This is a genomic window from Collinsella aerofaciens (assembly GCF_015554145.1).
Lineage (GTDB): Bacteria > Actinomycetota > Coriobacteriia > Coriobacteriales > Coriobacteriaceae > Collinsella > Collinsella aerofaciens_AA.
This window is the reverse complement of the sequence record NZ_JADNHZ010000008.1, coordinates 1-26177: the sequence shown is the minus strand read 5'-3', so window position 1 is coordinate 26177 and position 26177 is coordinate 1. Positions and strand designations below refer to the sequence as shown.

General features: G+C 59.6%; 20 protein-coding genes. 12 read left to right on the top strand and 8 right to left on the bottom strand.

The genetic code is table 11. The features are described 5' to 3' along the window. The first annotated feature begins 39 nt into the window (after positions 1 to 39). A complete protein-coding gene (locus I2E13_RS04450) occupies positions 40 to 1173 on the top strand; it encodes a 5-methyltetrahydropteroyltriglutamate--homocysteine S-methyltransferase (RefSeq protein WP_229057821.1) in 1134 nt (377 codons plus the stop codon). A gap of 88 nt (positions 1174 to 1261) precedes the next feature. After that, a complete protein-coding gene (locus I2E13_RS04445) occupies positions 1262 to 2476 on the top strand; it encodes a uracil-xanthine permease family protein (RefSeq protein WP_229057820.1) in 1215 nt (404 codons plus the stop codon). 60 nt (positions 2477 to 2536) lie between these two features. Here I2E13_RS04445 and I2E13_RS04440 read toward each other — a convergent pair whose 3' ends face one another. The 4 genes from I2E13_RS04440 to I2E13_RS04425 form a co-directional block, all read right to left on the bottom strand. Then, a complete protein-coding gene (locus I2E13_RS04440; RefSeq protein WP_195404285.1) occupies positions 2537 to 3202 on the bottom strand; it encodes an alpha/beta hydrolase in 666 nt (221 codons plus the stop codon). Between the two features lie 207 nt (positions 3203 to 3409). Then, complete coding sequence (locus tag I2E13_RS04435) at positions 3410 to 5200, bottom strand: carbohydrate-binding domain-containing protein (RefSeq protein WP_195404284.1); 1791 nt, start codon at positions 5198 to 5200, stop codon at positions 3410 to 3412. Positions 5201 to 5471: 271 nt separating this feature from the next. Then, entirely contained in the window at positions 5472 to 7250 is a 1779-nt protein-coding gene (locus I2E13_RS04430; protein ID WP_195404283.1) for an LPXTG cell wall anchor domain-containing protein, read from the bottom strand. A 207-nt stretch (positions 7251 to 7457) separates the two neighbouring features. Beyond that, positions 7458 to 8771, bottom strand: coding sequence for an NCS2 family permease (locus tag I2E13_RS04425; protein WP_117774361.1), 1314 nt, complete (start codon positions 8769 to 8771; stop codon positions 7458 to 7460). A 193-nt stretch (positions 8772 to 8964) separates the two neighbouring features. Here I2E13_RS04425 and I2E13_RS04420 point away from each other — a divergent pair, with 193 nt between their 5' ends. Together I2E13_RS04420 and bsh are read left to right on the top strand one after the other, a co-directional pair. After that, a complete protein-coding gene (locus tag I2E13_RS04420) occupies positions 8965 to 9384 on the top strand; it encodes a peptide deformylase (protein ID WP_022094377.1) in 420 nt (139 codons plus the stop codon). 131 nt (positions 9385 to 9515) lie between these two features. After that, positions 9516 to 10481 (top strand): choloylglycine hydrolase, encoded by a 966-nt coding sequence (gene bsh / locus I2E13_RS04415; protein WP_089573355.1) that lies wholly within the window; start codon positions 9516 to 9518, stop codon positions 10479 to 10481. An 81-nt stretch (positions 10482 to 10562) separates the two neighbouring features. Here the strand turns inward: bsh and I2E13_RS04410 are convergent, their stop codons facing one another. Beyond that, entirely contained in the window at positions 10563 to 12809 is a 2247-nt protein-coding gene (locus I2E13_RS04410) for a KUP/HAK/KT family potassium transporter (RefSeq protein ID WP_117797689.1), read from the bottom strand. Between the two features lie 139 nt (positions 12810 to 12948). Beyond that, on the bottom strand, positions 12949 to 13860 hold the full coding sequence (locus I2E13_RS04405; RefSeq protein ID WP_117757313.1) for a DMT family transporter: 912 nt from the start codon (positions 13858 to 13860) through the stop codon (positions 12949 to 12951). Positions 13861 to 13978: 118 nt separating this feature from the next. Between I2E13_RS04405 and I2E13_RS04400 the strand changes: the two genes are divergently transcribed. The 6 genes from I2E13_RS04400 (at position 13979) to I2E13_RS04375 (ending at position 21828) form a co-directional block, all read left to right on the top strand. After that, positions 13979 to 14836, top strand: coding sequence for a LysR family transcriptional regulator (locus tag I2E13_RS04400; RefSeq protein ID WP_271817594.1), 858 nt, complete (start codon positions 13979 to 13981; stop codon positions 14834 to 14836). A 202-nt stretch (positions 14837 to 15038) separates the two neighbouring features. After that, entirely contained in the window at positions 15039 to 16520 is a 1482-nt protein-coding gene (locus tag I2E13_RS04395; RefSeq protein WP_117757320.1) for an aminotransferase class I/II-fold pyridoxal phosphate-dependent enzyme, read from the top strand. Positions 16521 to 16747: 227 nt separating this feature from the next. After that, positions 16748 to 17782, top strand: coding sequence for an amidohydrolase family protein (locus I2E13_RS04390; protein WP_195404281.1), 1035 nt, complete (start codon positions 16748 to 16750; stop codon positions 17780 to 17782). 25 nt (positions 17783 to 17807) lie between these two features. Further along, complete coding sequence (locus I2E13_RS04385; RefSeq protein WP_195404280.1) at positions 17808 to 19055, top strand: hypothetical protein; 1248 nt, start codon at positions 17808 to 17810, stop codon at positions 19053 to 19055. An 18-nt stretch (positions 19056 to 19073) separates the two neighbouring features. Further along, a complete protein-coding gene (locus tag I2E13_RS04380; protein ID WP_117647440.1) occupies positions 19074 to 20192 on the top strand; it encodes a neutral/alkaline non-lysosomal ceramidase N-terminal domain-containing protein in 1119 nt (372 codons plus the stop codon). 193 nt (positions 20193 to 20385) lie between these two features. Further along, positions 20386 to 21828 carry a PTS transporter subunit EIIC gene (locus I2E13_RS04375; protein ID WP_195404279.1) on the top strand — a complete coding sequence of 481 codons (1443 nt, stop codon included), beginning with the start codon at positions 20386 to 20388 and terminating at the stop codon, positions 21826 to 21828. Between the two features lie 123 nt (positions 21829 to 21951). Here I2E13_RS04375 and I2E13_RS04370 read toward each other — a convergent pair whose 3' ends face one another. Beyond that, a complete protein-coding gene (locus tag I2E13_RS04370; RefSeq protein ID WP_195404278.1) occupies positions 21952 to 22875 on the bottom strand; it encodes a LysR family transcriptional regulator in 924 nt (307 codons plus the stop codon). A gap of 36 nt (positions 22876 to 22911) precedes the next feature. Beyond that, positions 22912 to 23202, bottom strand: a complete 291-nt coding sequence (locus tag I2E13_RS11190) for a peptide deformylase (RefSeq protein WP_271817591.1) — start codon at positions 23200 to 23202, stop codon at positions 22912 to 22914. 323 nt (positions 23203 to 23525) lie between these two features. Here I2E13_RS11190 and I2E13_RS04360 point away from each other — a divergent pair, with 323 nt between their 5' ends. Together I2E13_RS04360 and I2E13_RS04355 are read left to right on the top strand one after the other, a co-directional pair. Further along, positions 23526 to 24941 (top strand): MFS transporter, encoded by a 1416-nt coding sequence (locus I2E13_RS04360; protein WP_195404277.1) that lies wholly within the window; start codon positions 23526 to 23528, stop codon positions 24939 to 24941. Positions 24942 to 25093: 152 nt separating this feature from the next. Beyond that, positions 25094 to 26002 (top strand): hypothetical protein, encoded by a 909-nt coding sequence (locus tag I2E13_RS04355; protein WP_117736459.1) that lies wholly within the window; start codon positions 25094 to 25096, stop codon positions 26000 to 26002. The last annotated feature ends 175 nt before the right edge of the window (positions 26003 to 26177 follow it).

Genomic DNA, 26177 nt, shown 5'->3' with positions numbered 1-26177 from the left:
TCTGTCCCAGTAAAGCAACCAATGCAAAGGGAGATATCTATGAGCACTTCGATTCAACCGAACGCGCCGTTTCGCGCCGATATCGTCGGCAGCTTTCTTCGTCCGCAGGCTGTAAAGGACGCCCGTGCCGCCTATGTCGCGGGTAAACTCGACGCTTCCGGCCTTAAGGCCGTCGAGGACGAGGCCATCCGCGACTTAGTGGCCAAGCAGAAGGCTGCCGGCCTGCAGGTGATTACCGATGGCGAGTTCCGCCGCAGCTACTGGCACCTCGATTTTATGTGGGGCCTCAACGGCATTGAGCGCCGCGCCTCGCGCACGGGCTACATGTTCCACGATGAGGAGACTACCGCCGACACCGCCGTGGTAACCGGTCCCATTAGCGGCGAGAATCATCCGTTCGTCGAGCACTTCAAATTTATCAAGTCGCTCGAGGGAGAGGGCCAGGTCGCGCGCCAGACCATTCCGGCGCCGATCCAGACGTTCTCCGAAGTCACACTCGACCGCTGCGATGGCCAGCAGGAGAGTCTGCACGCCGTCTACAAGACCGACGAAGAGCTCGTCGATGCCATTGCCGCAGCATACCGCACCGTGATTGCTGACCTGTATGCCGCGGGCTGCCGCAACATCCAGTTTGATGACTGCACCTGGGGCATCTACTGCGATACCGATTTTGTTGCCAAAACCGGCATGAGCCCGGTCGACCTGCAAAAGGTAAGCGAGCTGGGCGTGGCGCTCAACAATGCCGCCATCGAGGGCAAGCCCGACGATCTGGCTATCAACACGCATGTATGCCGCGGCAACTACCACTCCACCTACGCTTTTGAGGGCGGCTACGACCCCATCGCGCCGTACCTGTTTGCGCATGAGGACGTTGACGCGTTCTATCTGGAGTTCGACACGCCCCGCGCCGGTGGTTTTGAGCCGCTCAAGTACGTTGCTCCCGGCAAGAAGGTCGTGCTGGGCTTGGTGACCACCAAGGCGGCAGAGCTCGAGAACGAGGATGTTATCGTCGAGCGCATCCGCGAGGCGGCAAAGTACGTGCCGCTCGAGAACCTGTATCTGTCTCCGCAGTGTGGCTTTGCCAGCTGCGAGATTGGCAATAAGCTGACCGAGGACGAGCAGTGGGCAAAGATTGCGCTGGTCAGGCGTATTGCCGAGCGCGTTTGGAAATAGCGCTAGCGTTTGCAGGTGGCGGCGCGTGCGAGGTACTGCATATCGCGTACAATGGTTCGGATCGTATCGTTCGGGCAGGTTATCCGATATGCCTGATCGCCCTTCCATTCGAAAGGACTTCCATGTCCCAATCCTCGACGCCCGCCGTCACCGATGCCATCTACGATGCATCGTCGCTCGGCCGCCCGCGTTCCTGGGCTCGTCGTTTGCCTTTATCGCGGGTTATGCCGCCATTGCACCCAACGGCGAGGCCGAGCTTTTGCCCTACGCTTGTCTGGGCGTTGCCTGCGCCGGCCTGCTCTATCCGGTGCTGGCAGCGCTGTTCCGCGCCTTTGGCGCCAAGCGCGTCATGCGCTTCTTCCCGCCGGTGGTGACCGGTCCCATCGTCATTTCCATCGGCCTGATCTTGGCAAGCTCTGCTATCGCCAACTGCCAGACCAACTGGTTTGTTGCTGCTATTGCCGTTGCCGTGATCATCATCTGCAACATTTGGGGCCGCGGCATGGTCAAGATCGTGCCGATTCTGCTGGGCGTTGTGGTGAGCTATGCCGTTGCGGCGGTGCTGGGCAAGGTTGATTTTTCGGGGGTTGCCGCCGCGCCGTGGGTCGGTCTACCTGTCGTGTGGGACAACACCGTGTTCGCGCTCTTTGGACCGCAGTTCGATAGCAGTCTTGCCACGACGGCCATTATCACCATCATGCCACTGGCCTTTGCGACCATGATTGAGCACATTGGAGATATTTCCGCCATTGGCTCTACCTGCGAACGCAATTACATTGCCGATCCCGGTCTGCACCGTACCCTGCTCGGCGATGGCCTGGCGACTATCTTGGCATCGCTCTTTGGCGCCCCTGCCAATACGACGTATGGTGAGAACACCGGTGTGCTTGCCCTGACGCGCGTGTTCGACCCGCGCGTGATTCGCATTGCCGCCTGCTGTGCCATTGTGCTTTCGTTCTGCCCCAAGTTCGCTGCTGTGATCGCTGCTATGCCGGCATGCGTTATCGGTGGCGTGTCGCTTGTGCTCTACGGCATGATCAGTGCCGTGGGCGTTCGCAACCTTATCGAGAACCAGGTTGATTTCCAGAACAACCGCAACGTGCTGGTGGCGGCTCTGGTGCTCGTGCTTTCGCTCGGCATTGCCTACAGTATCGCCGGTGCCATCGTGCTGGAGCTGGGCGGCGTGACGATTTCGCTTTCGGGCCTTGCCGTGGGCTCGCTGGTGGGCATTGTGCTCAACGCCATCCTGCCAGGTAATGACTTTGAGTTCGATACTTCCGAGCTTGAGGAGACTGCTGAATAGTAGCTGCGTTCAGCCAAATTAAAAATGGCGTCCATGCGTATGTACGCGTGGGCGCCATTTTTAATGCGTCAGTATCCAGTGGATGCCGCGCGCCATGCGCAGGTCAGTTTGGGCAAAGTGATTGCCGGGGTTGAGCTCCAGCATTGTTGGAATGTCACGCTCGATAAACAGCTCTTCCATCGCGCGCGTATCGTCGAGTACGTGCCGCATCATGCGGTTGGGCGTCTTGGTTTCCTTTTTACCGAGTGACAGATAGACGGCGTCGGGCGTAGCTGTCATCGTGCGCTCGCGCGCGTAGTCGATAAAGCCGGGGAACCACAGCGACCCCGATGCACTTGCCGCGCGCTCAAAGACATCTGTTTGCCAAAGTGCCCACAGTGCAAAAAGACCCGCCAAGGAGTAGCCGGCAACGCCGCGCCAGGCGGGCGGTTGCGGGAGCGATGATTCGGCCTCTGGGATTATCTGCTTCAACAACTCGTCAAGAAAACCAGCGGCCTGTCCACCAAAGGGCTCGGCATCGCGCACGGTACCGTCGCATACCCAGGGGCTCAGCTCACGATTCCAATCGAGTCCGCCAATGGCGACAAGGGTGAACGGTGGGCAGTTGAGCTCTCGGCAGCGTTCATAAACCTCCGTGCCGTCGCCCATGACCACGGGAAGATAGATGACTGGTGCGCTTTCGGCATGCTGTGCATGAACGGTTATCTGCTTTTGATGCGCTTCCATGACGGGCTTCTCTCGGCGTTGTGATATCGACGGCCCCCATTGTCGCACGCCGGCTCATGCAGGTTGGGCTAGACCAAAGACAATCTCGTGCATACCCTGCGGACGCATATGGAAAACGCCACCGCCGGAGGGGAGCTCGGCGGTGGCGTTGTTAAACGGTGCTGGGACTCGGGGCCTTCGCGGGAGCTGCCATGTGCGCAGAGGCGTCTAAGAGCGCTTGCGGCTCGCCATGGTGCCTGCGGCGATAGCGGCTGTTCCCGCAAGGACGGTTGCCACGATGGCCGCACCCGAGGTGTCGCCGGTTGCCGCGAGCACGCCGGTAGTCTTGGCTTTCGTGATTGAAGCCGCAACGGCCTTGGTCGGCTTTGAGCCCTCAGGCTTGGGGTTCTGCTTGGACTCCGCGGGCTTGCTTTCTGCGGGCTTGGTCTCGTCGGGCTTGGGGTCTTTCGGCTTGGCTACCTCGGGAGGTGCGATGACCATGCTCTTGGCGACAGCTTCGTTATAGGGGGAGTCGATCACAGCGTCGCCCGTGCCGATGGCTTGGCCTGCCTCGTAGATGCCGTCACGGAGCTTGCGATAGTCAATGACCTTGCCGCCTTCGGGCATCTGGATGGCGGCGTTCTCAATCTTGATGGTGCCGATTGTCTTGCCGTCAGCGCTCATGGCACGGGCAAAGATTGCCGCTGTATCTCCTTCGGCCGTTACCTTGCTGCGGATGATCGAGATGACTGCGGGTGTGACGCCCTCGCTGGTCTGGGCGATGATGCCGATGTTCTCGCCTTGGGGCTCGGGGCTCGTCTCACCATCTTGGTTTTCGCTGTAGGGGATGGGGCCGTCGCCGTTCTCGACATAGCGGGCTATGGCCTTGACAACGGAGTCGCTGATGTAGATGTGGCCACCCTCCTCGTTGGGTCGATCGTTTCTGGTGGAGAATGCAGCCGAAACCTCGCCTTCCGCAAACGCGTCCACGGTGGAGCCGTTCTTGACGACGATATCGTCTTGGTAGGTGAAGAGGGCAATGGCGTCACCGTATCTGCCTTTACTTGCGCGGACTGTCACGTTTGCATGATCGAGTGTGATGCCCTTGTGGGCATAGACGCCATATTCAACACCGTTTGCGTTGAGGGAGGCGTTTGTGGCTGCGAGGCTGCCCTTGGCCTCGACGGCGGCGTCTTTCTCGGAGCTCGCCTTGACCTGGCTGCCGTCCGAGATATTGATGTTGCCGCCGCTCCAAATGGCCTCACCATCGGCTGAGCTTGCCTCGACTGTGCCGCCACCCTTGATGGTGAGGTTCTTGTCGGTTCCGATACCCTTGTCCTTGGTAGCCCTGGCGGTGACGGCCCCGCTGTCGTCAATCGTGATATTGCCGTTTGCCCTGATGCCATCCGATACGCCCGTGGCGTTGACGTTGCCCGAACCTTTGATAGCGAGATCGCCCTCGGCGTCGATGGCATCAAACCCAGCGCTCGTGGCGTTGACGGATCCGGCTCCGTCGATGTTGATATTACCCGTGGAGAGGATAGCGTCCTCAGTAGATGTCACGCTGAGCGTGCTGCCCGCGTCGCCTTGGATATTGAGCTCGGCGTTCTCATTCTTGCCATGAGAAGCCTTGATGCCTTCGATCCAGTCGGCAGTGACGATGTTGTTTCCCGAGTAATTCACGTTGAGCTTGCCTGCGGCCTGGATCTCGCCGCCGTTATAGTTGTTGAGCTTCAAGTCGTCGGCGCCGTCCCACGACCAGGTGCCGGTCTCGTCGCCCGCCGCAGTGCCGGCGTTGTATTTGGTTTCGCCGACCTTGACCCATTCCGCCGCGAGCGAGACGCTCGGCATGAGCAGCGAGCTCACCGTGAGCGCGCACACGGCGCCTACGACGATGCGGCGCGTCACGCGGCGCCAGCTGCCGTGCGCGAGTCCTATGCGACGGCGAACGTCGGGTTCGGCAACATGGGTTCCGGCGGTAGTGTCATTGCGTTTGGGGGTCGTGAACAAGGCTGCCATGGTTGCTCCCGTTCTCATAGGGCCTATACGGCTAGGTTCAGCGTATCTGCTGGATGTTGCCGGCGGTAGTGCCGTTTGGAGGGCAAAATGGCCAAAATGGGGGAGAAATAGGCCGCACGCCGGCGCAGGGACCAACGCTAAAAGAAAAGCGCGGGGCCGCATGGCGACTCCGCGCTTTATTGTTCAGCTTTTGCAGCCTTGCCCTTACGCTACGAAGAAGTAGACGGGGAAGGCAAGGGCTGCGATCCACCCGTCCTGTGCGAAAAAGTGTTTACGAGCGTTTGCGACTCGCCAGGGCGCCTGCGGCGATGGCGGCTGTTCCCGCAAGGGCGGCTGCCACGATGGCTGCGTTCGAGGTGTCGCCGGTTGCCGCGAGCTTGCCGACGGTCTTGGCTCCCTTGGCTGCAACTGCAACGGTCTTGGTTGTCTTCGTGCCCTCGGACTTGGAACCCTCGGGCTTGGTCTTGCCGTGCTTTTCCTCGGGCTTGGTCTCCTCGGGAGGCACGATGACCGTGCTCTTGGCGACAGCGGCGTCATAGGGGGAGTCAATCGTGGCATCGCCCGTGCCGATGGTCTGCCCCGCCTCGTAGACGATGCCGTCGCTGAGCTCTTCCTTGTTGCGATAGTCAATGACTTTGCCGCCTGCAGGCGTCTGGATGGTGGCGTCCTTGATTTCGATGGTGCCGATCGCCTTGCCGTCCGCGCTCATGGCAAGGGCGAAGATAGCCGCCGTGTCTCCCTCGGCCGTGACCTTGCTGCGGACGATCGAGATGGTCGCGGGCGTGATGCCCTTCTCGGTCTGCGCGAAGATGCCGATGTTCAGGCCCTCGGACTCAGGGATGATTTCGTCGTTTTGGTCTTCACTGTAGTGGTCGGGGCCGTTGCCACCGGTCTCGACATAGCGGGCTATAGCCTTAACAACGGAGTCGCTGATGTAGATGTGGCCGCCAGCGACGTTTGGCTGGTGGTTTCTGGTAGAGATTGCAACCGAGAATTTGCCTTCTGCGAACGCGTCCACGATGGAACCATTCTTGATGACGATGTCGTCCCCGTCAGTGATGAGGGCGATGGCCTGGCCACCGCTCGCGCTTGTGCGGACCGTCACGGTCGCGTGATCGAGCGTAACGCCCTTGTAGGCATAGACACCATATTCAACACCGCTTGCGTCAAGGGAGGCGTTCGTGACCGCGAGACTACCCTCAGCGTCGACGGCAAGATCTCCCTGGGAGCTTGCCTCGACCTGGCTGCCGCCCGAGATGTCGATGTTGCCGTTAGCCCAAATCGCCGCTTCTTCTATCGAGCTTGCTTCTACCTTGCCACCGCCTTTGATGATCAGGTCACTGCCCGCGGCGATGCCGTAACCTTCGCTTCCTTTAGCGATCACTGTGCCAGAGGAATCGATGGTGGTCTTGCCCTTGGATTGGATGCCTTCGGTACCGCCCGTTGCATTCACGGTGCCCGAGCCCGTGATAGAGAGATCGCCCTTTGCCTCAATTCCGTCGGAAGTAGTGCTTGTGGTGTTCACAGTGCCTGGGCCAGAAATGGAGAGGTCGCCTGTGGATTTAATTGCATCGGCCTCAGCTGTCACATTGAGCTCATCCGTGCTATTCGAGCTCGTTATGTTCAACTCTGCTTTCTGGCTAGTGCCATCCTGCGCCTTGATGGCGGCTCCGGTGTAATCGGGCTCGGTTTTCACGGTGTTCTTGCCCTCGTAGGCAATGTTGAGCTTGCCCGCAGCCTGGATCGCACCGCCGTTATAGCCGTTGAGCTTCATGTCGTCGGCGCCGTCCCAGGCCCAGGTGCCGGCCTCGTCGCCTGCTGCAGTGTTGTACTGAGTGCCGCCGACGTTGACCCACTCGGCTGCGAGCGAGATGCTCGGCATGAGCAGAGAGCTTACCGTAAGCGCGCATACGGCGCCTACAACGATGCGGCGTGTCACGCGGCGCCAGCTGCCGTGTGCGAGCAGCGTGCGACGGCGCACGTCGGGCTCGACAAAATGGGCTCCAGAGGTTTTGTCATTGCGCTTGGGGGTCGTGAACAAGGCGGCCATGGTTACTCCCATCCTCATAGGGCCTATGCGGTTATATCCAGCATATCTGCAGGATGTAGCCGTCGGTAGTGCCGTTTGGAGAGCAAAACGTCCAAAACTTGCGAAGCAATACATCGCGCGCCCGTGTGGTGCCTGGCTTTAAAAGCAAAGCGCGGAGCCGCTCGATGCGACTCCGCGCTTTGCTGTTTGGTATTGCGAATCTTGCGCCTACGCTACGAAGAAGTAGACGAGGAAGGCAAGGGCTGCGATCCACATGAGCGGCTTGATCTTGGAGGCCTCGCCCTTAAAGAGCGCGACGATCACGTAGGCGATAAAGCCCAGGCCAATGCCGGAGGAGATGGAGTAGGTGAAGGGCACGCCGGCGACAATCATGAACGCCGGGAAGCCCTGCGACACGTCGGACCAGTCGATCTCGGAGGCCTCGCTCATCATGAGGTAGCCGACGTAGACCAGAGCACCGCAGGTGGCGGCACTGGAAACGATGGTGACGATGGGGGAGAAGAACGCGGCGAGAATGAACAGCACGCCGGTGGTGACGGAGGTGAGGCCCGTGCGACCACCGTCGGCAGCGCCAGAGGTGGACTCGACGAAGGTAGTGATGGAGGAGACGCCCATAAAGCCACCGGCAGCAGCGGCCACGGAGTCGACGACCAGGATGGGACGGATGTCCTCGACATTGCCGTCCTCGGTCAAGAACTCGCCCTGCTTGGCGACGGCCATCGCGGTGCCCATGGTGTCGAAGAAGTCGCTCATGAGCAGCGAGAAGGCAACGACGAGCAGCATCGGGTCGGTCAGGACCTTCACGATGGCAAGGTTGCCGTCGGCAGTGCTGGCAAACGGGGCGCCGAAGGTCGAGAAGTCGAGCGGTGCGATGAGGCCCTCGGGCGCATGGGTGACGCCCAGCGGGATTCCGGCGATAACGGCGACGATGATGCCGATGAGCAGCGAGCCCGGCACGTTGCGGGAAGCCAGGGCAACCGTCACGACGATGGAGATGATGCCGACGATAAAGGTGGGGGAGGCGATGTCGCCCAGGCCGACGAGCGTACCGGCGCCAGCGGTGATGATGCCGGCGTCGCACAGGCCGATCATGGCGATAAATAGGCCCAGACCCACCGAGATGGCGTGGCGCAGGACCACGGGGATGGCGTCCATGATGGCCTCGCGCAGGCCGCACAGGACGAGCAGCAAGATGACGATACCCTCGAGGAAGATAACGCTCATGGCCACGTGCCAGTCGCCGCCGCACATGGTGGTGGCGATGCCCGCGATCATGGCGTTGATGCCCAGACCCGACGCGCAGGCGAGCGGGCGGTTGGCGAAGATGCCCATGCAGATGGTCATGATGCCGGCGCCCAGGCAGGTGGCGCAGGCGAGCGCTCCCGCATCAATGCCAGCGCCCGAGAGCACTGCGGGGTTGACGGCGATGATGTAGGCCATCGCCAGGAATGTTGTCAGTCCAGCGCGAAGTTCGGTCCCGATTGTGGACTTGCGCTCACTGACGTGAAAAAGTTCGTCCATGCATACCCTTTCCTTGTTCGGCCCCGAGTTTAGGCCGATTGACACGAACTCATTTACTATATCGCCTTTACAACCTTGCTGTTCCTCGCATGTTGATGTTCGGCGCTTTGTAACAGACGGACGGTATTTATCGCATGAAAATGTGTGGGTACCGTATACTTAAGCGGTTACAACGACCCCTATGGAGGAACGTATGATTAAAGAGCTTTGCCACGACGAGGCTATCCTGTCCCAGCGTTGCGAGGTTGCGACCGTCGAGGACGAGTCGGTTGCTCAGGACCTGATCGATACCATCAAGTCGCTCGACGATGCCGGCTGCCTTGCCGCTAACCAGATTGGCGTTACCAAGAAGGTCTGCGTCTACCTGGACGACGCCGGCGAGCCCCACGTGCTCTACAACCCCCGTCTGGTGTTTGGCCTGGGCGCCAGCAAGATGGAGGAGAGCTGCCTGACGCACGAGGAGGTCACCAAGTCCACGCGCTATATCAAGTGCAAGGTTGCCTTTGACCAGATTGTCGACGGCAAGATGAAGGAGTGCCGCCGCGACTACGCGGGCTTTGAGGCACAAATGATCCAGCATATGATCGATCACTGCCAAGGTAAACTTGTCTAGGGTGACTACGGCACCGCACTTCGTCGTTTTTGGCCCGGGCGTGACATTGTTGTCATGTCCGGGCTTTTGTGTTTAGCGCCTTTTTGTTTGGTGACAATGAGCTTAGCAAGAACGTAAAGCTAGGAGGCGCTATGTGCACGAGCATTCGATTTACCGATAATTCTGGCCACATGTATCTAGGCCGCAACCTCGACTGGAGCTTTGACTACGGTCAACAGGTTCGCGTGATGCCGCGCGGGTTTCATATTCCGTATTCGTTTATCGACGATGCGTCGGCGGCACACGCGGTAATCGGCATGTGCATCGATTACAAGAACTATCCCATGTTTTTCGACTGTGGTAACGATGCGGGTCTGGCTGTGGCGGGGCTCAACTTTCCCGGCTATGCCGAGTATGCCGAGGGCCCGGTTGATGGAAAGACCAATATCGCGGCCTATGAGTTTCCCCTGTGGGTGGCAGCGACGTTCTCGACGGTCGACGAGGTCGAGGCTGCGCTGCGCGATACGGTGATTGTCGCCAAATCTGCAGGAGAGGGGCTGGGCGTGTCGCTGCTCCATTGGATTATCGGCGACAGCCAGCGTAGCATCGTGGTCGAGATGATGGCTGACGGCCTGCATGTATACGACGATCCGGTCGACACCCTTGCCAACCAGCCGACCTTCCCGTGGCACATGGAAAACCTGCGCACCTATATCACCGCCACAAGCGATTTTCCGCAGACGGCGACATGGCGTGGCGCCGAGCTTAAGCCCTATGGAGCCGGTGCCGGCATGCGCGGCATTCCGGGCGATTGCTATTCGCCGAGCCGTTTTGTAAAGGCGGCGTACCTCAATGCCAATTACCCGCAAAAGGAGAGCGAGACCGAAAACGTCGTTCGCATGTTCCGCTCGCTCGAGGGCGTGGTGATGATCGAGGGAGCGTCCAGGATGGGCGATGGCAAGTTCGAGAAGACTATCTACACCGGATGCTTTAGCGCGCGCACGGGCAATTATTACTACGCGATGTATGGGGATCCGTCGATTCGCTACGTGAGCCTGATGGATGCCGAGGGCGCGAGCCCCGATAGGCTCGTGGTTCCCGAGCCGCGCCGTTCGTAGCTCACTGGTCCGTTGCGACATAAAACGGCCTCGCACCTCTTATGAGATGCGAGGCCGTTGTCGTCAATGGCTGGTGGCGTGTTAGAAGTTGGCGTCGTTGAACTGGGTGCTCTCGAGTCCGTCGAGTTGCTGTTCGGGCGTATCTGCGACGCTCTCGAGCAGCTCAGTGGGATCGACGTTCATATTCTTACCGGCTTCGTTGCCGTTGACCAGGTCGTCCGAGAAGATGTCGACTTCCATTTCTTCGGCCTCTTCGATCTGAACCTCGAGCGGCACTTGGGTGCGCACGAGCTTAACGGCCGGGCGCATGCGGGCAAACAGCGGCACGTACTCGATGATGATGGCCGAGTTCTCGAGACCGTACCAGCGTGCCGGGCTTCCGCAGGCGCGGCGGACGGCGTACTTGATGGCCATCACGCGGTGGTCATTGCGGTTGATGTCCGTTTCGGGGGCGAGCATCTTGCGCAGCATACAAAAACGGAAGTCGCCCACGTTGCCGCGCGTCTCGTAGATGGAGTAGGTGTGATGCTGCGGCGGCAGCTCACCCGATGCCATCAAGTCGCCAACGATTTGGCGCAGGTAGGCATTAACGCGCTGGTTGACCTTAAAGCCCAGGTCCAAGCGCACGCGGAACAAAAAGTCCGTGCCAAAGGTCTCGACGGAATACTCGTGCGTATAGGGCTCGTCGGTAACGTGCACGTTGATGAACCAGTATGCCTTGGCGCGCTTGGGATGCTTATCCAAGATGGAATAGAGCACGTCGCGGTCGAGCGTGAGCGGGTCGGGGCTGTTGGTGAGGAACACCAGATTGTCGGCGAGCACGGGGTAGGTCTCGTCGTTGCGCAGGCGGTTGAGCTGGTCAATGTACTTGGAGACGGGCAGCAGGATCGTCTGCGTGCGCTCGATGGCGGTGCCGCGGCGCCACACGTACATAAGGCCAAACAGCAGCGAGGCCAAGAAGATCATTACGTAGCCGCCGTCAAAGAACATGGTGAGGCACGAGGCGAAGAAGCACAGCTCAATGGCACCGAAGAGCAGGGCGAAGACGCAGGCGCCCAGCTTGTGCTTGAGGATGCCGGCGATATAGCTCGTCAGCAGCGTGGTGGTCATAAGCATGGTCACGGTAATGGCGAGGCCATAGGCGCTCTCCATGCGCTCGGAGTTCTGGAACAGCAGCACAATGAAGATGCAGCCGACCCACATGATGTTGTTGACGAGTGGAATATAGAGCTGGCCCTTGGTGTCGCTGGGGTAGTGGATGCGCAGGTGCGGCATAAGGTTGAGGCGCGTTGCCTCGGATACCAGCGAGAACGAGCCGGTGATGAGCGCCTGTGAGGCGATGATGGCCGCCACGGCCGAAAGCACGATGGCAAAGGGGCGTAGGGGCTCGGGGAGCATCATATAGAACGGGTTGACGATATCCATCGCGAGCATCTGGGGGTTGGAGTTATTGGCGAGCAGCCAAGCTCCCTGACCCAGATAGTTGAGGATAAGGGCCGCCTTAACAAATGGCCAGGATGCATAGATGTTTGCCTTGCCCACGTGGCCCATGTCCGAGTAGAGTGCCTCGGCACCGGTTGTCGACAGGAAGACAAAGCCGAGCACCATAATGCCCGAATGGTTGATGGGCGAGAACAGGAACATAATGCCGCGGATGGGGTTGAGCGCGCGCAAGATGGACAGGTTGCCGAGCATGTTGAACAGACCGGCGCCTGCCAGGAACAGGAACCACAGCGTCATGAGCGGGCCGAACAGCTTGCCGATTGACGAGGTGCCGGCGCGCTGCATGGCAAATAGGCCGCAGATAATGATGATGGTGATGATGATGACGTTGGTCTGGCCGTCGCCCAGCAGCGCATGGCCCCATTCGATGGTGCGCAGACCCTCGATGGCTGTGGTGACCGTGACGGCGGGGGTGAGGATGCCGTCGGCGAGCAGCGCCGCGCCGCCGATCATGGCGGGCAGAATCAGCCATGGTGCCACCTTGCGTACGAGGCTGAACAGGGCGAAGATGCCGCCTTCGTTGTGGTTGTCGGCCTTCATGGCGATTACCACGTACTTGACCGTGGTCACGAGCGTCATGGTCCAGATGACGAGCGAAAGCGCGCCCAGGATCATGTCCTCGCTGACGGTACCGATGCCGCCGTTGTTGGCGACGATTGATTTCATGGTGTACATGGGGCTCGTGCCGATGTCGCCATAGACGACGCCGAGCGTTACGAGCAGCATGCCAGCGGAGAGGGGGATGGCTCCGTGCCCGCCTTGCCCGCGCTGGTCTTGGAGGTTTGCCTCCAGTTTGTTGTGTGCCACGAGGACTCCCTTAGACATCCGGTTATCTGTCTAGGACAAAAAACTTTATGCCGTCTTTATACATACAAGAGCAGTTTGGCACATCGGGTTATTTTAGACAATAATCCTCAGCTGGGGATTATTTATCTACGCAGGTAGCATTTCAAAGCAGGGGCTTTTAAGCACGTGCTGTCTGGGCGATGCCAGCCTTGGCGTTTGCGCGTTTGCCGGCGAGTTCGCAAAAAATCGCGCCGCCGATGATAAGCGCGGCGCCCATCAGGCGGACCGGTGTTATGGCTTCACCCAAAAGGGCGGCCGAGAACACGACCGCCGAAAGCGGCTCGAGGTAGCCGACGACGGCGACGGTCTGGACGGGCAGCTTGGCGACGGCGCTAAAGTAGAGCAGGCAACCAATGCCGGTGTTGACGACGCCGAGCATAGCGACGGCGCGCCAATCAATGCTGGCGGCGACGCCGGCGGACAGGAACGAGGGAGCGCCCTGCGTGATGAGCGTGAGGGCCAGTGCGGTCACAAAGGCGGCGCTCACTTGGAGTGCGGAGTTCTCGAGGCCCTCGATGTGCGGCGCACCCTTGCTGGCGATGACCATCAATGCATAGCAGAAGGCCGAGGCGATTCCACAGACGATGCCCGCAATGGGCATATTGCCGCCTAGACCTTGCGCTGCAATGAGAAAAGCACCGCAGGCGACGGCGACAAAGCCGGCGATTTTGCCGCCGGTCAGCTTTTCGCCAAAAATGAGCGGGGAAAGGGCCATAACGATGATGGGGCCACAGTAATACAACAGCGAGGAGATACCAACGCCGATCGTCTGATAGGCGCGGAACAGGAAAATCCAGCTGGCGCCCAGCGCGGCGCCCGAGACGATGAGCGCTGCGGCCTCGCGGGGGCGAGACGGAGCCTGCAGGTTATGGCGCTTGGTTATGAAGAGGATGGCGGCAAGGGTGAGAGCGCCCAAAAACGTGCGCAACAGTACGATATCGGAGCTCGGCAGTGCGATAGCTGCGGCGATGATGCCGTTAGAGCCAAACAACAGTAATGCTGCTAAGTATGTAAACAGTCCGTTGTTCATGCGCTGACATCCCCTCTATATCCGAACATATTCACTATGGGTGAACTGGCTTTAGAAGAAAAGCGAATATAATGCATGGAAAACATAACAAAAACTCATGCAAGGGTGGGGACGTGCCGTGGAGACCAATATCCAAAAGATGCAAGTGCTGCTCGAGACGGTGCGTGCCGGCAGCTTTACGCGTGCTGCAGAGCGGCTGAGCTATTCGCAGTCGGGCGTGAGCCGCATGGTGGGCGACCTTGAGGCAGACTGGGGTTTTAAGGTGCTTGATCGCAGCCGCGAGGGCGTGGTGCTTTCTGCCGATGGGCGGCAGATCATGCCGGCGGTTGAGGCGCTCTGCGAGGAGTTTGGCCGCCTGCAGCGACACGTGGACGAGATGCGTGGGCTCATGCGCGGCAAGATCTGTATCGGTACGTTTTCGAGTGTGGCGACCCATGTACTGCCGCCGGTGATTGCGCGCTTTCGCGCCGATCATCCGGATGTCGATTACGAGCTGCTGATGGGTGATTACTCCGAGATTGAGCAATGGGTGGCGGAAGGCCGCTGCGACCTGGGCTTTATTCCGCGCGAGCCACGCGGCGCCGGCATGGCGTCGCGACCGTTGGTGCAAGACGAGTTGATGGCCGTGGTGCCAGCGGACTCCTCGCTTGCCACGGCGGAGGTCGTTTCTCTTGCCGATTTAGCCAACGAGCAGTTTATTCTGCTAGAACGCGGCACTGATGACGAGATTACGCCGCTATTCCGTCGGGCGGGGCTGGCGGTGCGCTCAAAACTGTCGACTTGGGATGACTATGCGATTATGGCTATGGTCGAGGATGGCCTGGGCGTGAGCATTCTTCCCGCGCTCATCTTGCGTCGCTGCCAGTTCGATGTTGCTGTGCGTCCGCTCGAAGGGCATCCCCATCGGCAGATCAACGCCATATATCGAACGGCCGATGTTTCGCTTGCCGCCGCTCGTTTCCTCGAATACCTCTAAATGCGTGCACGTCGTTATCGCCTTGGGATAAATCTCGAGGTCTTGCTCATTTTATTTTTGAAATTGAACTTTTCGAAATAGCACGGCGTTATACTGCTGCCTAAATTGAACTCAGGTTCAATTCGTGTTGTATAAATTGAACTTTGCCAGCAAGGAGGTTCTAGTGGCCCAAGAGACGTTTAGCGATCGTCTGCGACAGGCTATGTCCGATCGCGACGTTCGCCAGTCGGACGTGATCCGCGCATCGGAGATGCTCGGCAAAAAACTCGGCAAGAGTCAGATGAGCCAATATGTGAGCGGCAAGACGATTCCGCGGCGCGATGTGGCTGAGCTGCTCGCCCGTATTTTGGAGGTCGATGTTACCTGGCTGCTTGCCGGCGACGCCGATCAAGGCGAGGCATCATCACCCCGCAACGATTCCAAGCCCGAACCCCATCCCTCAGCTCAAATTGCAAGGAGCACCACCATGCGTACTTTTTCTAAATCCACCAAGCTCGATAACGTCCTGTATGACGTGCGCGGTCCCGTCGTCGACGAGGCCGCCCGTATGGAGGACGAGGGCGAGCGCATCCTCAAGCTCAATATCGGCAACCCGGCGCCCTTCGGTTTCCGCACGCCCGATGAGGTCATCAAGGACATGCGCCAGCAGCTGCCCGACTGCGAAGGCTATTCCAACTCGCGTGGCCTGTTCTCCGCGCGCAAGGCGATCATGCAGTATTCGCAGATCAAGGGCTTGCCCAACGTTCAGATGGAGCATATCTACACGGGCAACGGCGTGTCCGAGCTCATTCAGCTTTCGATGAACGCGCTGCTCGACAATGGCGACGAGATTCTGATCCCCAGCCCCGACTATCCGCTCTGGACGGCGTGCGCAACCCTTGCCGGCGGTCATCCTGTGCACTATCTGTGCGATGAGCAGGCGGATTGGTATCCCGACCTGGAGGATATGGAGTCCAAGATCACGAGCGCGACCAAAGCCCTCGTTATCATCAACCCCAACAACCCCACGGGCTCGGTCTACCCGCGCGAGGTGCTCGAGGGCATCGTCGAGGTTGCACGCAGGCATCAGCTGATGATCTTTGCCGATGAGATCTACGACCGCCTGTGCATGGACGGCTACGAGCACGTCTCGATTGCCTCGCTCGCTCCCGATCTGCCCTGCGTCACCTTTAGCGGTCTGTCCAAGTCGCACATGATCGCGGGCTATCGTATTGGCTGGATGGTGCTTTCGGGCAACCAGCGCTGCATGAGCGACTTCATCATGGGCATCAACATGCTCTCCAACATGCGCCTGTGCTCCAACGTGCCGGCTCAGTCGATCGTTCAGACGGCGCTCGGTGGCCATCAGTCCGTCAACGACTACATCCGCCCCGGCGGCCGTGTCTACGAGCAGCGCAACTTTGTGTATGAGGCGCTCAACAAGATTGACGGCATCTCGGTGGTTAAGCCGCGTGCGGCGTTCTACATCTTCCCCAAGATGGATGTGAAGAAGTTCAACATTACCGATGACGAGCAGTTCGCCCTTGACCTGCTGCACGAGAAGAAGATTCTGATCACGCGCGGCGGCGGCTTCAACTGGGCTGAGCCCGACCACTTCCGTATCGTGTACCTGCCGCGCATGGAAGTGCTCAAAGAGTCCCTCGAAGACCTCGCCGACTTCTTCGATCACTACCGCCAGTCGTAACGGCAAAGGTAGCCTGTACTAAAACGGCCGGCCCGCAACGGATGCGGGCCGGCCGTTTTCTGTCTAAGCCCGTGCTGCTAACGCTTTGTCTCTTTGAGCGAGCAAGGTTCGCGTGTGAGCGGTAAGTTCTATTCCAAAATGGAATACAGTAGGCTTAAGCTGGAATTGATGCCCGGGTACCCGCTTTTCTAGAATGTTCTCAACAAGATGAAAGGCGGTTCCAACCAATGATTATCGATGCAAATTCCTACTGGTTCGACGAGCGCATCTTTCATGACGAGACGCTCTGCGAACAGTTTTTGGCCGAGGTGCCCCGCGCCTACGACACCGAAGGCTATCTGACCGTGAATTCCGCCGGCAAGCGACAGATCGTGATCGAGATGCCCGCCGGTTCTCCGGGCCTTAATTACATCGAGGGCGACTACACCCTCGAGAAGCGCTTGGCCGATATGGATGAGGCGGGGGTCGACAAGGCGATCCTCAAGCTCCCCGGCTGCCACGAGTGGATGTCGCTCGAGATGTGTCGGCGCTTCAACGACGGTATGGCCGCTGACGCGAAGGCGTCAAATGGCCGCCTGATTCCGCTTGTCGCTGTGCCACCCTTTGGCACCAAGGCAAATTTAGAGGAGCTCGACCGCAGGCTCGACGATGGTTTTGCGGGTGTGCAGCTCTGCGCTCACTACGGCAAGCGCTATCTCGACGACCGGGTTTTCTCGAGCTTCTTCGAGCACCTGAACGAGCGCAACGTCACCGTTTACGTCCACCATGTTCCCGTACCGGTCGAGAACGAGTCGCTTCTCGCGTACGACAACCTTCGCCGCTCTTATGGTCGCTGCGTCGACCAAACTACGGCGATCGGCCGCGAGATCTTTGGTGATTTCTTCGAGCGCTATCCTAATATCAAGATGGTCCACTCCATGCTCGGTGGCGCATACTTTGCGTTCAAGGAGATGCTGCTGCCTCACGGCCCCAAGCGCCCTGATGCCTCTGGACGTTTTCAGGTCGATACCGAGACCGTTTCCAAGCGCCTCGAGAACAACATCTATTTCGACATGTCCCATGCCCAGCCTTGGGGCAAGACACTCCTCGCCTGCGCGGTTAACGTGTTGGGTGCAGACCATATTGTTTTTGGCACGAGCTATCCGGTTAAACGCGAGTGGCTCACCGAGGGTGTCGCCTGCGTTCGTGCCGCGAGTCTGAGCAATGCAGACACAGATCTTGTGCTTGGCGGCACGGCGCAGCGACTGTACGGTGTCGAGTGAGCGGCAATCAGAGGGGGTGTCTGCCATGGACAAAGGAGAGATGAGGGCTGGGGCCGCCCGTGCGGCCATCGATCTTGGGGGCGTATTGCCGTTTGACGGTTTCGACGAACTCCGCCATGAGGTCTTTGCCCGTGCTCTTGTCATCGAGGGGGCGGGGCGACGCGCCTGCATTCTTTCGCTTGAGGTCACATCGATTGCTCCGGCTCTGCTCGCCGATCTGCGTGAGGTCGTCGAGGATGCCGCCGGCTGCAGTGGCGCTTACTCTTGGGTGGTTCCTACCCACACGTTTTCCATGCCTCACGTTCGCACTCCCGGGCATCTTGCCGATGCTGCTGCCCGCGATCGCAACGAGCGCTATCGCGCAGCGCTCATCGCCGCCGCCCGCACGGCTGTCGAGCGGGCTGTTGCGGGCATTCGCTCCGTCACACTCGCCACGGCGGAGGGCGACTGCCCCGTGAACGTTAATCGCGACATCGAGACGCCGGCCGGCTGGTGGTTGGGCTCGAATCCCGAGGGGTTTGCCGACCACGCGATGCCCGTGCTCGCCATGAGGGATGCCGGGGGCGAGTACGTTGCCGTACTTGCGGCGGCGGACGTCCAGTCCTCCGTGCTCGACGGGTCGCGCGACTCCGAGGGGAGACGCGTGGCGAGCGGAGATCTCTTTGGTTTTGCCGCCATGTCACTCGAGCGTGAGCTGGGCGGCGTTGCCCTGTTGCTGCCGGGCGCCGCGGGCGACCAAGGTCCGGCGGAACGCGCCATGAACGTCACGTTCGATGCCGCCGGCGTGAAGCGGACGGTCGATGCCCATGAGGACGGATACCGCATGCTGCACCAGCAGGGGCAGGTCTTGGGCGATGCTTTGATTGAGGCCGCTCGCATGGCACGTGAGGATAGCGCTGCCGGCATCGATGCTCGCACGGTCGACGTCCTCCTGCCCGCTCAGACAAGCGCCGATTTTTACTCTTTGGCTCCGCATCGAACGTATGAGTTTCATGCTGCCGGTGAGCAGCACACGAGGGTCTATCTGCTTCGGCTGGGAAACGTCGAGCTTGTCGGCGTGCAGCCCGAGGTCTCGAGTACATTCGGCGCCACCGTGCGCGTCGCCCGGTCCGGCTCTGTGCTCTTTGCCACGCTCGTCAACGGCGGACAGAAATACCTACCGGCCCCCGACGCGTACGAAAAGATCACCTATGAGGCCATGAACTCCGGTTTTGCCGCCGGCTCCCATGAGCGCCTCGTCGATATCATCATTGCCGCCTTGAATGCGGCGTAACACAGAAGGAGAACGTGCATGAACATTGGACACGCGCGCCGCAAAATCACCCCACAGGGCGACATCTACCTAATTGGCTATCGCAATCTTCCCAACCGCCTGGAGCCTGCGACGGGCATCCATGACGACGTCTACGCCAACGCCATTCTCTTCCAGCAAGGCGAACGCGAGGTGTTTCTCTTTAATGCCGATGTCCTCGAGTTCGAGGAAAGCATGGCCGAGGAAGTCAAGACAATGCTCGCCGAGCGCTACGGCATTGACCGTGATTGCGTCCTGCTCTCGGCGACGCACGACCATACTTCAATCGTCGCTTACCACCGCAGCTGGTGGACGGGAAAATTCGACGAGAACTACTATCGCTGGCTCCTCGATACCATTTGCCAATGCTTTGAGGAGTGCCGCGCCAATGCGCAGCCCGCGATTTGCCGCCTGGGCAAGCAGGTCGTCACCGGTTTCTATGACAACCGCATCATCCCAGGCGAACTCGCCGACAATGAGGTCATTGTCGTTTCGTTCTTCGATACCGAAGGCAAGCCATTTGCGGGCTTTGTGAACTGGGCGGTGCATTCCGCTTGCGTCGGGCCCGATTGTACGGAGCTCACGAGTGAGCTTGCCGGCCTTACCGGTAAAAAGCTCGCCCCGAGCCTCGGGTACTATCCTGCCATGGTCGTGGGCGCTGCTGGCGACTGCAGCGATCGCAATTTTCGCCAAGGTCGTGGCATCCCCGAGGTCGAGCGCGTGTCGACCGGTCTTGCCGAGGCGATTTCCCAAATCAAGCTCGATCGCGAGGTTAAACTCGACCGTATCGAGCCCCAGACGTTCTATCACACCGTCGCCCATGACGATTTTTCGCTCACGCTCAAGTGCGCCGTTATCAGCTTGGGTGGTATGCACCTCTTTGTGTTTCCGAGCGAGCTCGGCAGCGACCTTGGCGTTCGCATGAAGCGCGAATGTCCGGTTGAGGGGATTGTCTGCGGTTATACCAACGGCTATTACGAGTACTTCCTTCCGGCGCGTGAATACGGCCTCTCCTTTGAGACCGAGCGTACCCAGATTCCCCAAGGCGAACCGGAGCGCCTATGCGATAAGTTCTGTCAAACCGCGCGCCTTCTCGGCGCGCCAGATTCGCGCCTGTAGTTTTGCCGCCACGGCATGGGACCCATGAGGGTCGCGGCCGTGTGATCGGCGTTCTTATTTCCCTTGTTATCTCCCATCCCGGACGTATATGCGCCCGCGGATTTTAAAGGGGAGGCGGGTTCTGTGGCTCCCCACGTCGACTACGGGGGTCTGGAATCAATGCCATGCCCCGCTCAGAAAAAGGAGGAATACCATGAAATACCAGCAGCTTTGCGATGGAATCATCGCAAAGGTCGGTGGCCGAGACAATGTGCTGGACGTGAGTCACTGCATTACGCGTCTCCGCTTTCACCTCAAGGACGAATCGCTCGCCCAGACCGATGAGCTCAAGGCCATGAAGGGTGTCGTTGACGTCATCCAGGCCGGTGGACAGTATCAGGTCGTAATCGGTGCCACCGTCGAGTCCGTCTACAATGAACTCGTTCAGATCGGCGGGTTCGACGCCAAGCCCGCGCTTGATATCGATGAGGGCGACAATGTCAAGAAGGGCGATCCGTTCTCGCGCCTACTCGCCATCATTTCCGAGATCCTGCAACCGGTTCTTGGCGTGCTTATGGCCGGTGGCTTCATCAAGTCGATGCTCGCCCTCTGCACGGTTGCCGGTTGGCTCGCCAAGGACAGCAATACCTATGTGACGCTCTCGGCAATCGGAGATTCGGTCTTCTATTACTTCCCGCTTATCATCGGCTGGACGGCTGCCAAGAAGTTCGGACTTAAGCCCGTTATGGGTATGGCCCTCGGCGGCATCCTCGTCTACCCGACGCTCGTTGCCCTTATGGGTGGAGACCCGCTTTACACGCTCGGCACCGGTACGGTCCTTGAGTCCAATGTCTACGGTGATATCTTTGGCATCCCTTTGATTATGCAGAACTATTCATCGACGATTCTGCCTGCGATTTTCATCGTCTGGATCGCCTCGAATGTGCACAAATTCCTTTCTGGCGCACTGCCCGCGCTTGTGAGCTCGTTCTTCTCCAACATTTTGACGCTTCTCATTTGTGGCATCCTGGGCCTGCTTGTGGTCGGTCCGGTCATGACGGTCCTCTCCAACATCGTTGCCCAAATCATCCTGGCGCTCATCAACTTCCAGCCCGCCATCGCCGGTTTTGTCATCGGCACGTTCTGGAGCCTGCTCGTCATGTTCGGTCTGCACTGGGGCGTCATTCCGCTGTGGTTCATCGATGTCGCAACCTACGGCTATGACCTCATCAACCCTCTCGTATACGCAGGTGGGTGCGCCATCGCCGGTGCCGTGCTCGGCATGATCATTCGAACCAAGGATTCCGAGGAAAACGCTGTCATCAACATCCCTGCTCTCGTCTCGTCGATCTTCGGCGTCAACGAGCCCGCGCTTTACGCCATCCTGCTGCCGCGTAAGCGTCTCATGTGGGCGACCTTCATTTCCGCAGGTGTCGGCGGCGCCATTGCCGGCCTTATGGGTGCCAAGCTCTATGCCTTCGGTGCCTCCGGTTCGCTCGGCTTCCCGAGCTTTATCAACCCCGCTGGCATCGATTCGGGCTTTATCGGTCTTGTCATCTCCGGTCTGGTCGCCTTTATTTTGGCGCTTATCGCCGCTATGGTGATCGGCACCAAGAAGGACGAGGGCGGTCAGACCCTCAACATCTCGGTGGACTAGTCCATCTACCCGCTTTGATTTAAAAGGCCTCGGACGGCAGCTGTGCTGTCCGGGGCCTTTTGCGTTTTGTACCGTTGCCGGTTGGTTTGTGGGGCATCTCAAAAGTGGCGGTGTGTGCTGGGATTACGACGACTGCGGCGCTTCGGAGGTCATGCGGCCGCCCTGTAGAAGCTGGCGATAGGGGAGAAAGCCGATAAACGAGACGACGGCTTGCGAGTACGCAGCGCTCCGTTTGAGGTAGAGCCTGACCTCGGAGGTCGTTGCAGACTCGAGCGGCACGAGGGCCACCTTGCCGCCGGCGAGTGATTCGGCAGGCTTGCACATGAGCAGCGAGACGCCGGCATCGCGCGCGACAAGCGAGATGATGTTTTCTGCCCGTTTGCCGGTAAACGTGACACGTGGGCTGAATCCTGCCTTGCGGCAAAGGGAGAGGGTGAGTTCGCTCACGAACGAGCCTTGGGGAAGCATAAGGAAATTCTCATCGATAAGGTCGTCGATCTCGATGGCGTTGCGCTTGGCGAGTGGATGGTCGAGCGGGATAACGGCCACGAGCCGGTCGGTTGTAAAGGGGATTTTTTTAAACTCCGGCTCGATGGCGCCGCCGTCGCGGATGAAGGCGAGGTCGATGTCCTCGCGCAAGAGCATCTGCTTGAGTGCGCTGCCTTCGCCCTCGATGAGCTCAACGGAATACGAGGGGTTCGCCTGCTGGAAATCGATGACGGCGTCCGTGATTCCATAGGGAGCCATGATGGGGATGGAGCCCACGGTGATGCGTTCGAGTGGTTCATCTGCGGCTATCTGGATGGCAGCGAGATAGCGATGCTGGAGCGTCGCTATCTTTTGTGCATAGGGGAGGAGCGCTTCGCCTTGCGCGGTGAGCGTAACGTGGCGTTGACTCCGATCGATGAGATTACAGCCGAGCTCGCGCTCCATTGCCATAATGTGCTTGGAGAGAGTCGACTGCGACATGAAGAGCAGCTCCGCCGCATCGAGAAACGTACGCGACTGCGCCAAGATAGCGAACTCACCAAAACGGCTGATATCCATAGGGTAGCCTCCGGTCCCCTCATGTCGGCAAGTGACCTAGATCACGATTCCTTGGCAGTGGTCGATTTCGTGTTGGATGATCTCGGCGGTGTAGCCCGAGAAGTTTTTGATGCGGTGGACGAAGTTCTCGTCCAGATACTCCACCTTAATGCGGCGATAACGGGTACAGGGGCGCTCTCCAACCAGCGAAAGGCATCCTTCGCTCGTCTGATAGGCATTGACCTGCTCAAGAATTTGAGGGTGTACATCAGGAGCGCCCTGTTGCCGTCCTTTACGCAGATGATGCGTTTGCGCACGCCAATCATATTGGCGGCGAGGCCCACGCACTCGTGCTCATGCTCATGGAGCGTATCCAGGAGGTCCTGCCCGGTCACGGTGTCATCGGGGCCCGCGTCTTCGGAAGGCAGGCGCAAAAAGAACTCGGATTTCATGATGGGCTTAATCATGGCGGGCTCCTCATGTCTCATGCTTTCGTGGACTTTTAATAATAGCGCGTAAGGAAAGCTGCACGTCCGCGTTACAATCTTTCGACGTTGGACCATGTTGCCAGATTCGCCGCGTGCGGCGTCTGGCGTAAGTCTAGGGCTCATGTTCGCCCTGGACTGTTCCTCTGGGGCGATGCGACTGTCGTTCCAAGAGGAAGGAAATGCATGGGGAACAAATCTCAGCAACAAGTTCAAGCAGCGCCATCGGCCGCTTCGGCGTTTCTCGTCGTAATGTATATCGCGGCCTTTGTTGCAGCCTTTAACGAGAACATCATTAACGTGGCGTTGCACGACATCATGGCGGCCTTTTCGGTGAGTGCCACCACGGCGCAGTGGCTTGTTTCGGGCTACATGATCGTGACGTCGATCTTTACGGCCGTCATGGCCTTTCTGTCCGGTCGCTTCTCAACGCGCAAACTGCTGTTTTTCGCATGCGGATGCATGGTCGCCGGCGAAGTCCTGTGCCTGATCGCCCCGTCGTTTACCGTTTTGCTGCCGAGCCGTATCTTGCAGGCTGCGGGATCGGGCATCCTGTTTCCGCTCATGATGAATGTTGTGCTATCTTGCGCTCCGCGCGAGAAGCTCGGTCTGTATCTGAGCCTGGGCGGTGCCTGCATTACGCTGGGGCCGGCGTTTGGGCCCGTGATTAGTGGTCTTATGTGCACCTTGTTTGGCTGGAGGGCAGTGTTCGTAGTGCCACTGGTGGGCGGTGTCGTGGTCGCCGCTGCGGGCGCAAGGCTCGTTCGGAATGTCGGAAAGCGCTCGAACTCCACGCTTGATATTCTGTCGGTTGTTTTGCTCGCCGTCGGCATTACGGCGTTTGTGTATTCCGTAGGCGAGTTCTCGACCAATGTGATGACCGGTATCGTGACGCTTTTCGCCGCTGTGGTGCTGCTTGGCCTGTTTGCGGTCCGCCAGCTCAAGCTCGAACATCCGGTGCTCAACGTGCGCCCCATGGCAAGCGTTCGTTTTTGGCCTGCGTGCCTGCTTGTGGTGGTGTCGATGATGACGACGTTCTCGATGAGCGTTTTGCTGCCGCTCTATTTTGAGGGCGCATACGGCATGACCGCTTTTGTTGCGGGCTTGCTCATTTTGCCGGCAATTGCCTGCAACGCCGTGACCTCGATTGTGGGCGGACGCGTGATGGATGCCCGTGGTGCGTGGCCGCTGCTGCCGGTCGGCTTTGCCCTGATCGCTGTGGGGCAGACGGCAATCTCGATGACCGCGGCAAGCATGAACATCGGCGTTGTCGTGCTGCTGACCGTTGTGGTGTATGCCGGCGTCGGTTTGGTACTGAGCCCCTCGCAGACCGCCGGTTTGGAGACGCTCCCCGCCGCTGAGCATCCTCACGGAACGGCATTGCTTAACACGTGGAACATGATTGCCGCGTCGTTTGGTCCGTCGCTGTTTATCGGCCTGCTTTCGAGTTCTGCGGTGGCTGCTGGCGCCGCAGGCGTTGCGTCGGACGTTGCCCAGGCGATAGGATTTGCAGCCGCCGTGCGCGTGGCGGCCGTGATTGCCGTTGTCGGGTTCGCGGTGTCGCTGGTGTACGCTCGCCGCGAGTCGCACATGTCGCATTAATGTGTGCACATAGATTCTGCAGTTAGATTGGGTGACGACACCATAAACTAATGGACGTTTTGCCGAGAGGCATGAATGTTTAAAGCGCAAAGAGTGCGCGACGGGCCCCGCGAATGGGGCGATGATGCCCGAGAGGGCCAAGAAGGAGTCTCATGTCTGAGAACGAAGAGATCATGAACGAGACCGAGAACGAGACCATGGCTGCCGAGGTTGAGGCAGTCGAGACTGTGGAGACCGAAGCTGCCGAGGTTGAGGCTGCTGACGAGGTTTCCGCCGAGGAGGCCGAGGTTGTCGAGGCCGCCGCTGATTACGATGACGAAGAGCTGATGGACAAGATGCAGAAGGCCGCCCGCCTGCTGCGCAGCCGTCGCTTTGCTATTTCCAAGGAGGAGGAGGCCAAGGCCGAGCGCATGGCGAACATCGAGCGCGCCATCAAGCTTCTTGACCTCAAGCCCAAGATGGAGCAGAAGGAAATGTCCGACCTGCTGGGCATGCGCCTTCGTGAGCTCGATGGCCTGATGGCCGAGGCCGAGGCTGCCGATCTGGTCGGCCGCATCGACGACGCCGAGGGCGATATGCGCAAGATCGTTGTCTTCGCTGCCGAGGATGCCGCTGAGGGCCTGGTCGAGCTTGCCAACAAGAAGGAGAAGCTCCTGCCCGAGCTTTCTTACGAGGAGGCTACCGAGCTGATGGCCGCTCTCGATAAGGTTATCGCTCCGCTCGTCGCCATGGGCCTGGACGAGGACCGCGGTCCTCGCGGCGGCCGTGACGAGCGCGGTGGCCGTGGCGGCGACCGTGGCGGTCGCGGCGGCTTTGGCGATCGCGGTGGCCGTGGCGGCGACCGTGGCGGTCGCGGTGGCGATCGCGGTGGCCGTGGCGGCTTTGGCGACCGTGGCGGCGACCGTGGCGGTCGCGGCGGCTTTGGTGGCAACCGTGGTGGCTATGGCGATCGCGGTGGCAACCGTGGTGGCTTCGGCGGCAACCGTGGTAACGACCGCGGCGGTCGCGGTGGCGACCGTGGCGGCCGCAACGGTGGCGGCTTCCGCGGCAACCGCTTCTAGTTGAGTTACGGCGTTTTACCAAACGCCGTAACTGCTCGACGCTGCAAACCCGCCAGGGCGGCAATCTGCCTTTCAACTTCGGCGGCATGACCAAAAGATCAATGCCGCCTCGTTTCAAGGCACCTTGCTCGCTCTGGCGGGTTTTCGCTCATATGACCCAATCCGCTGTCAAGGG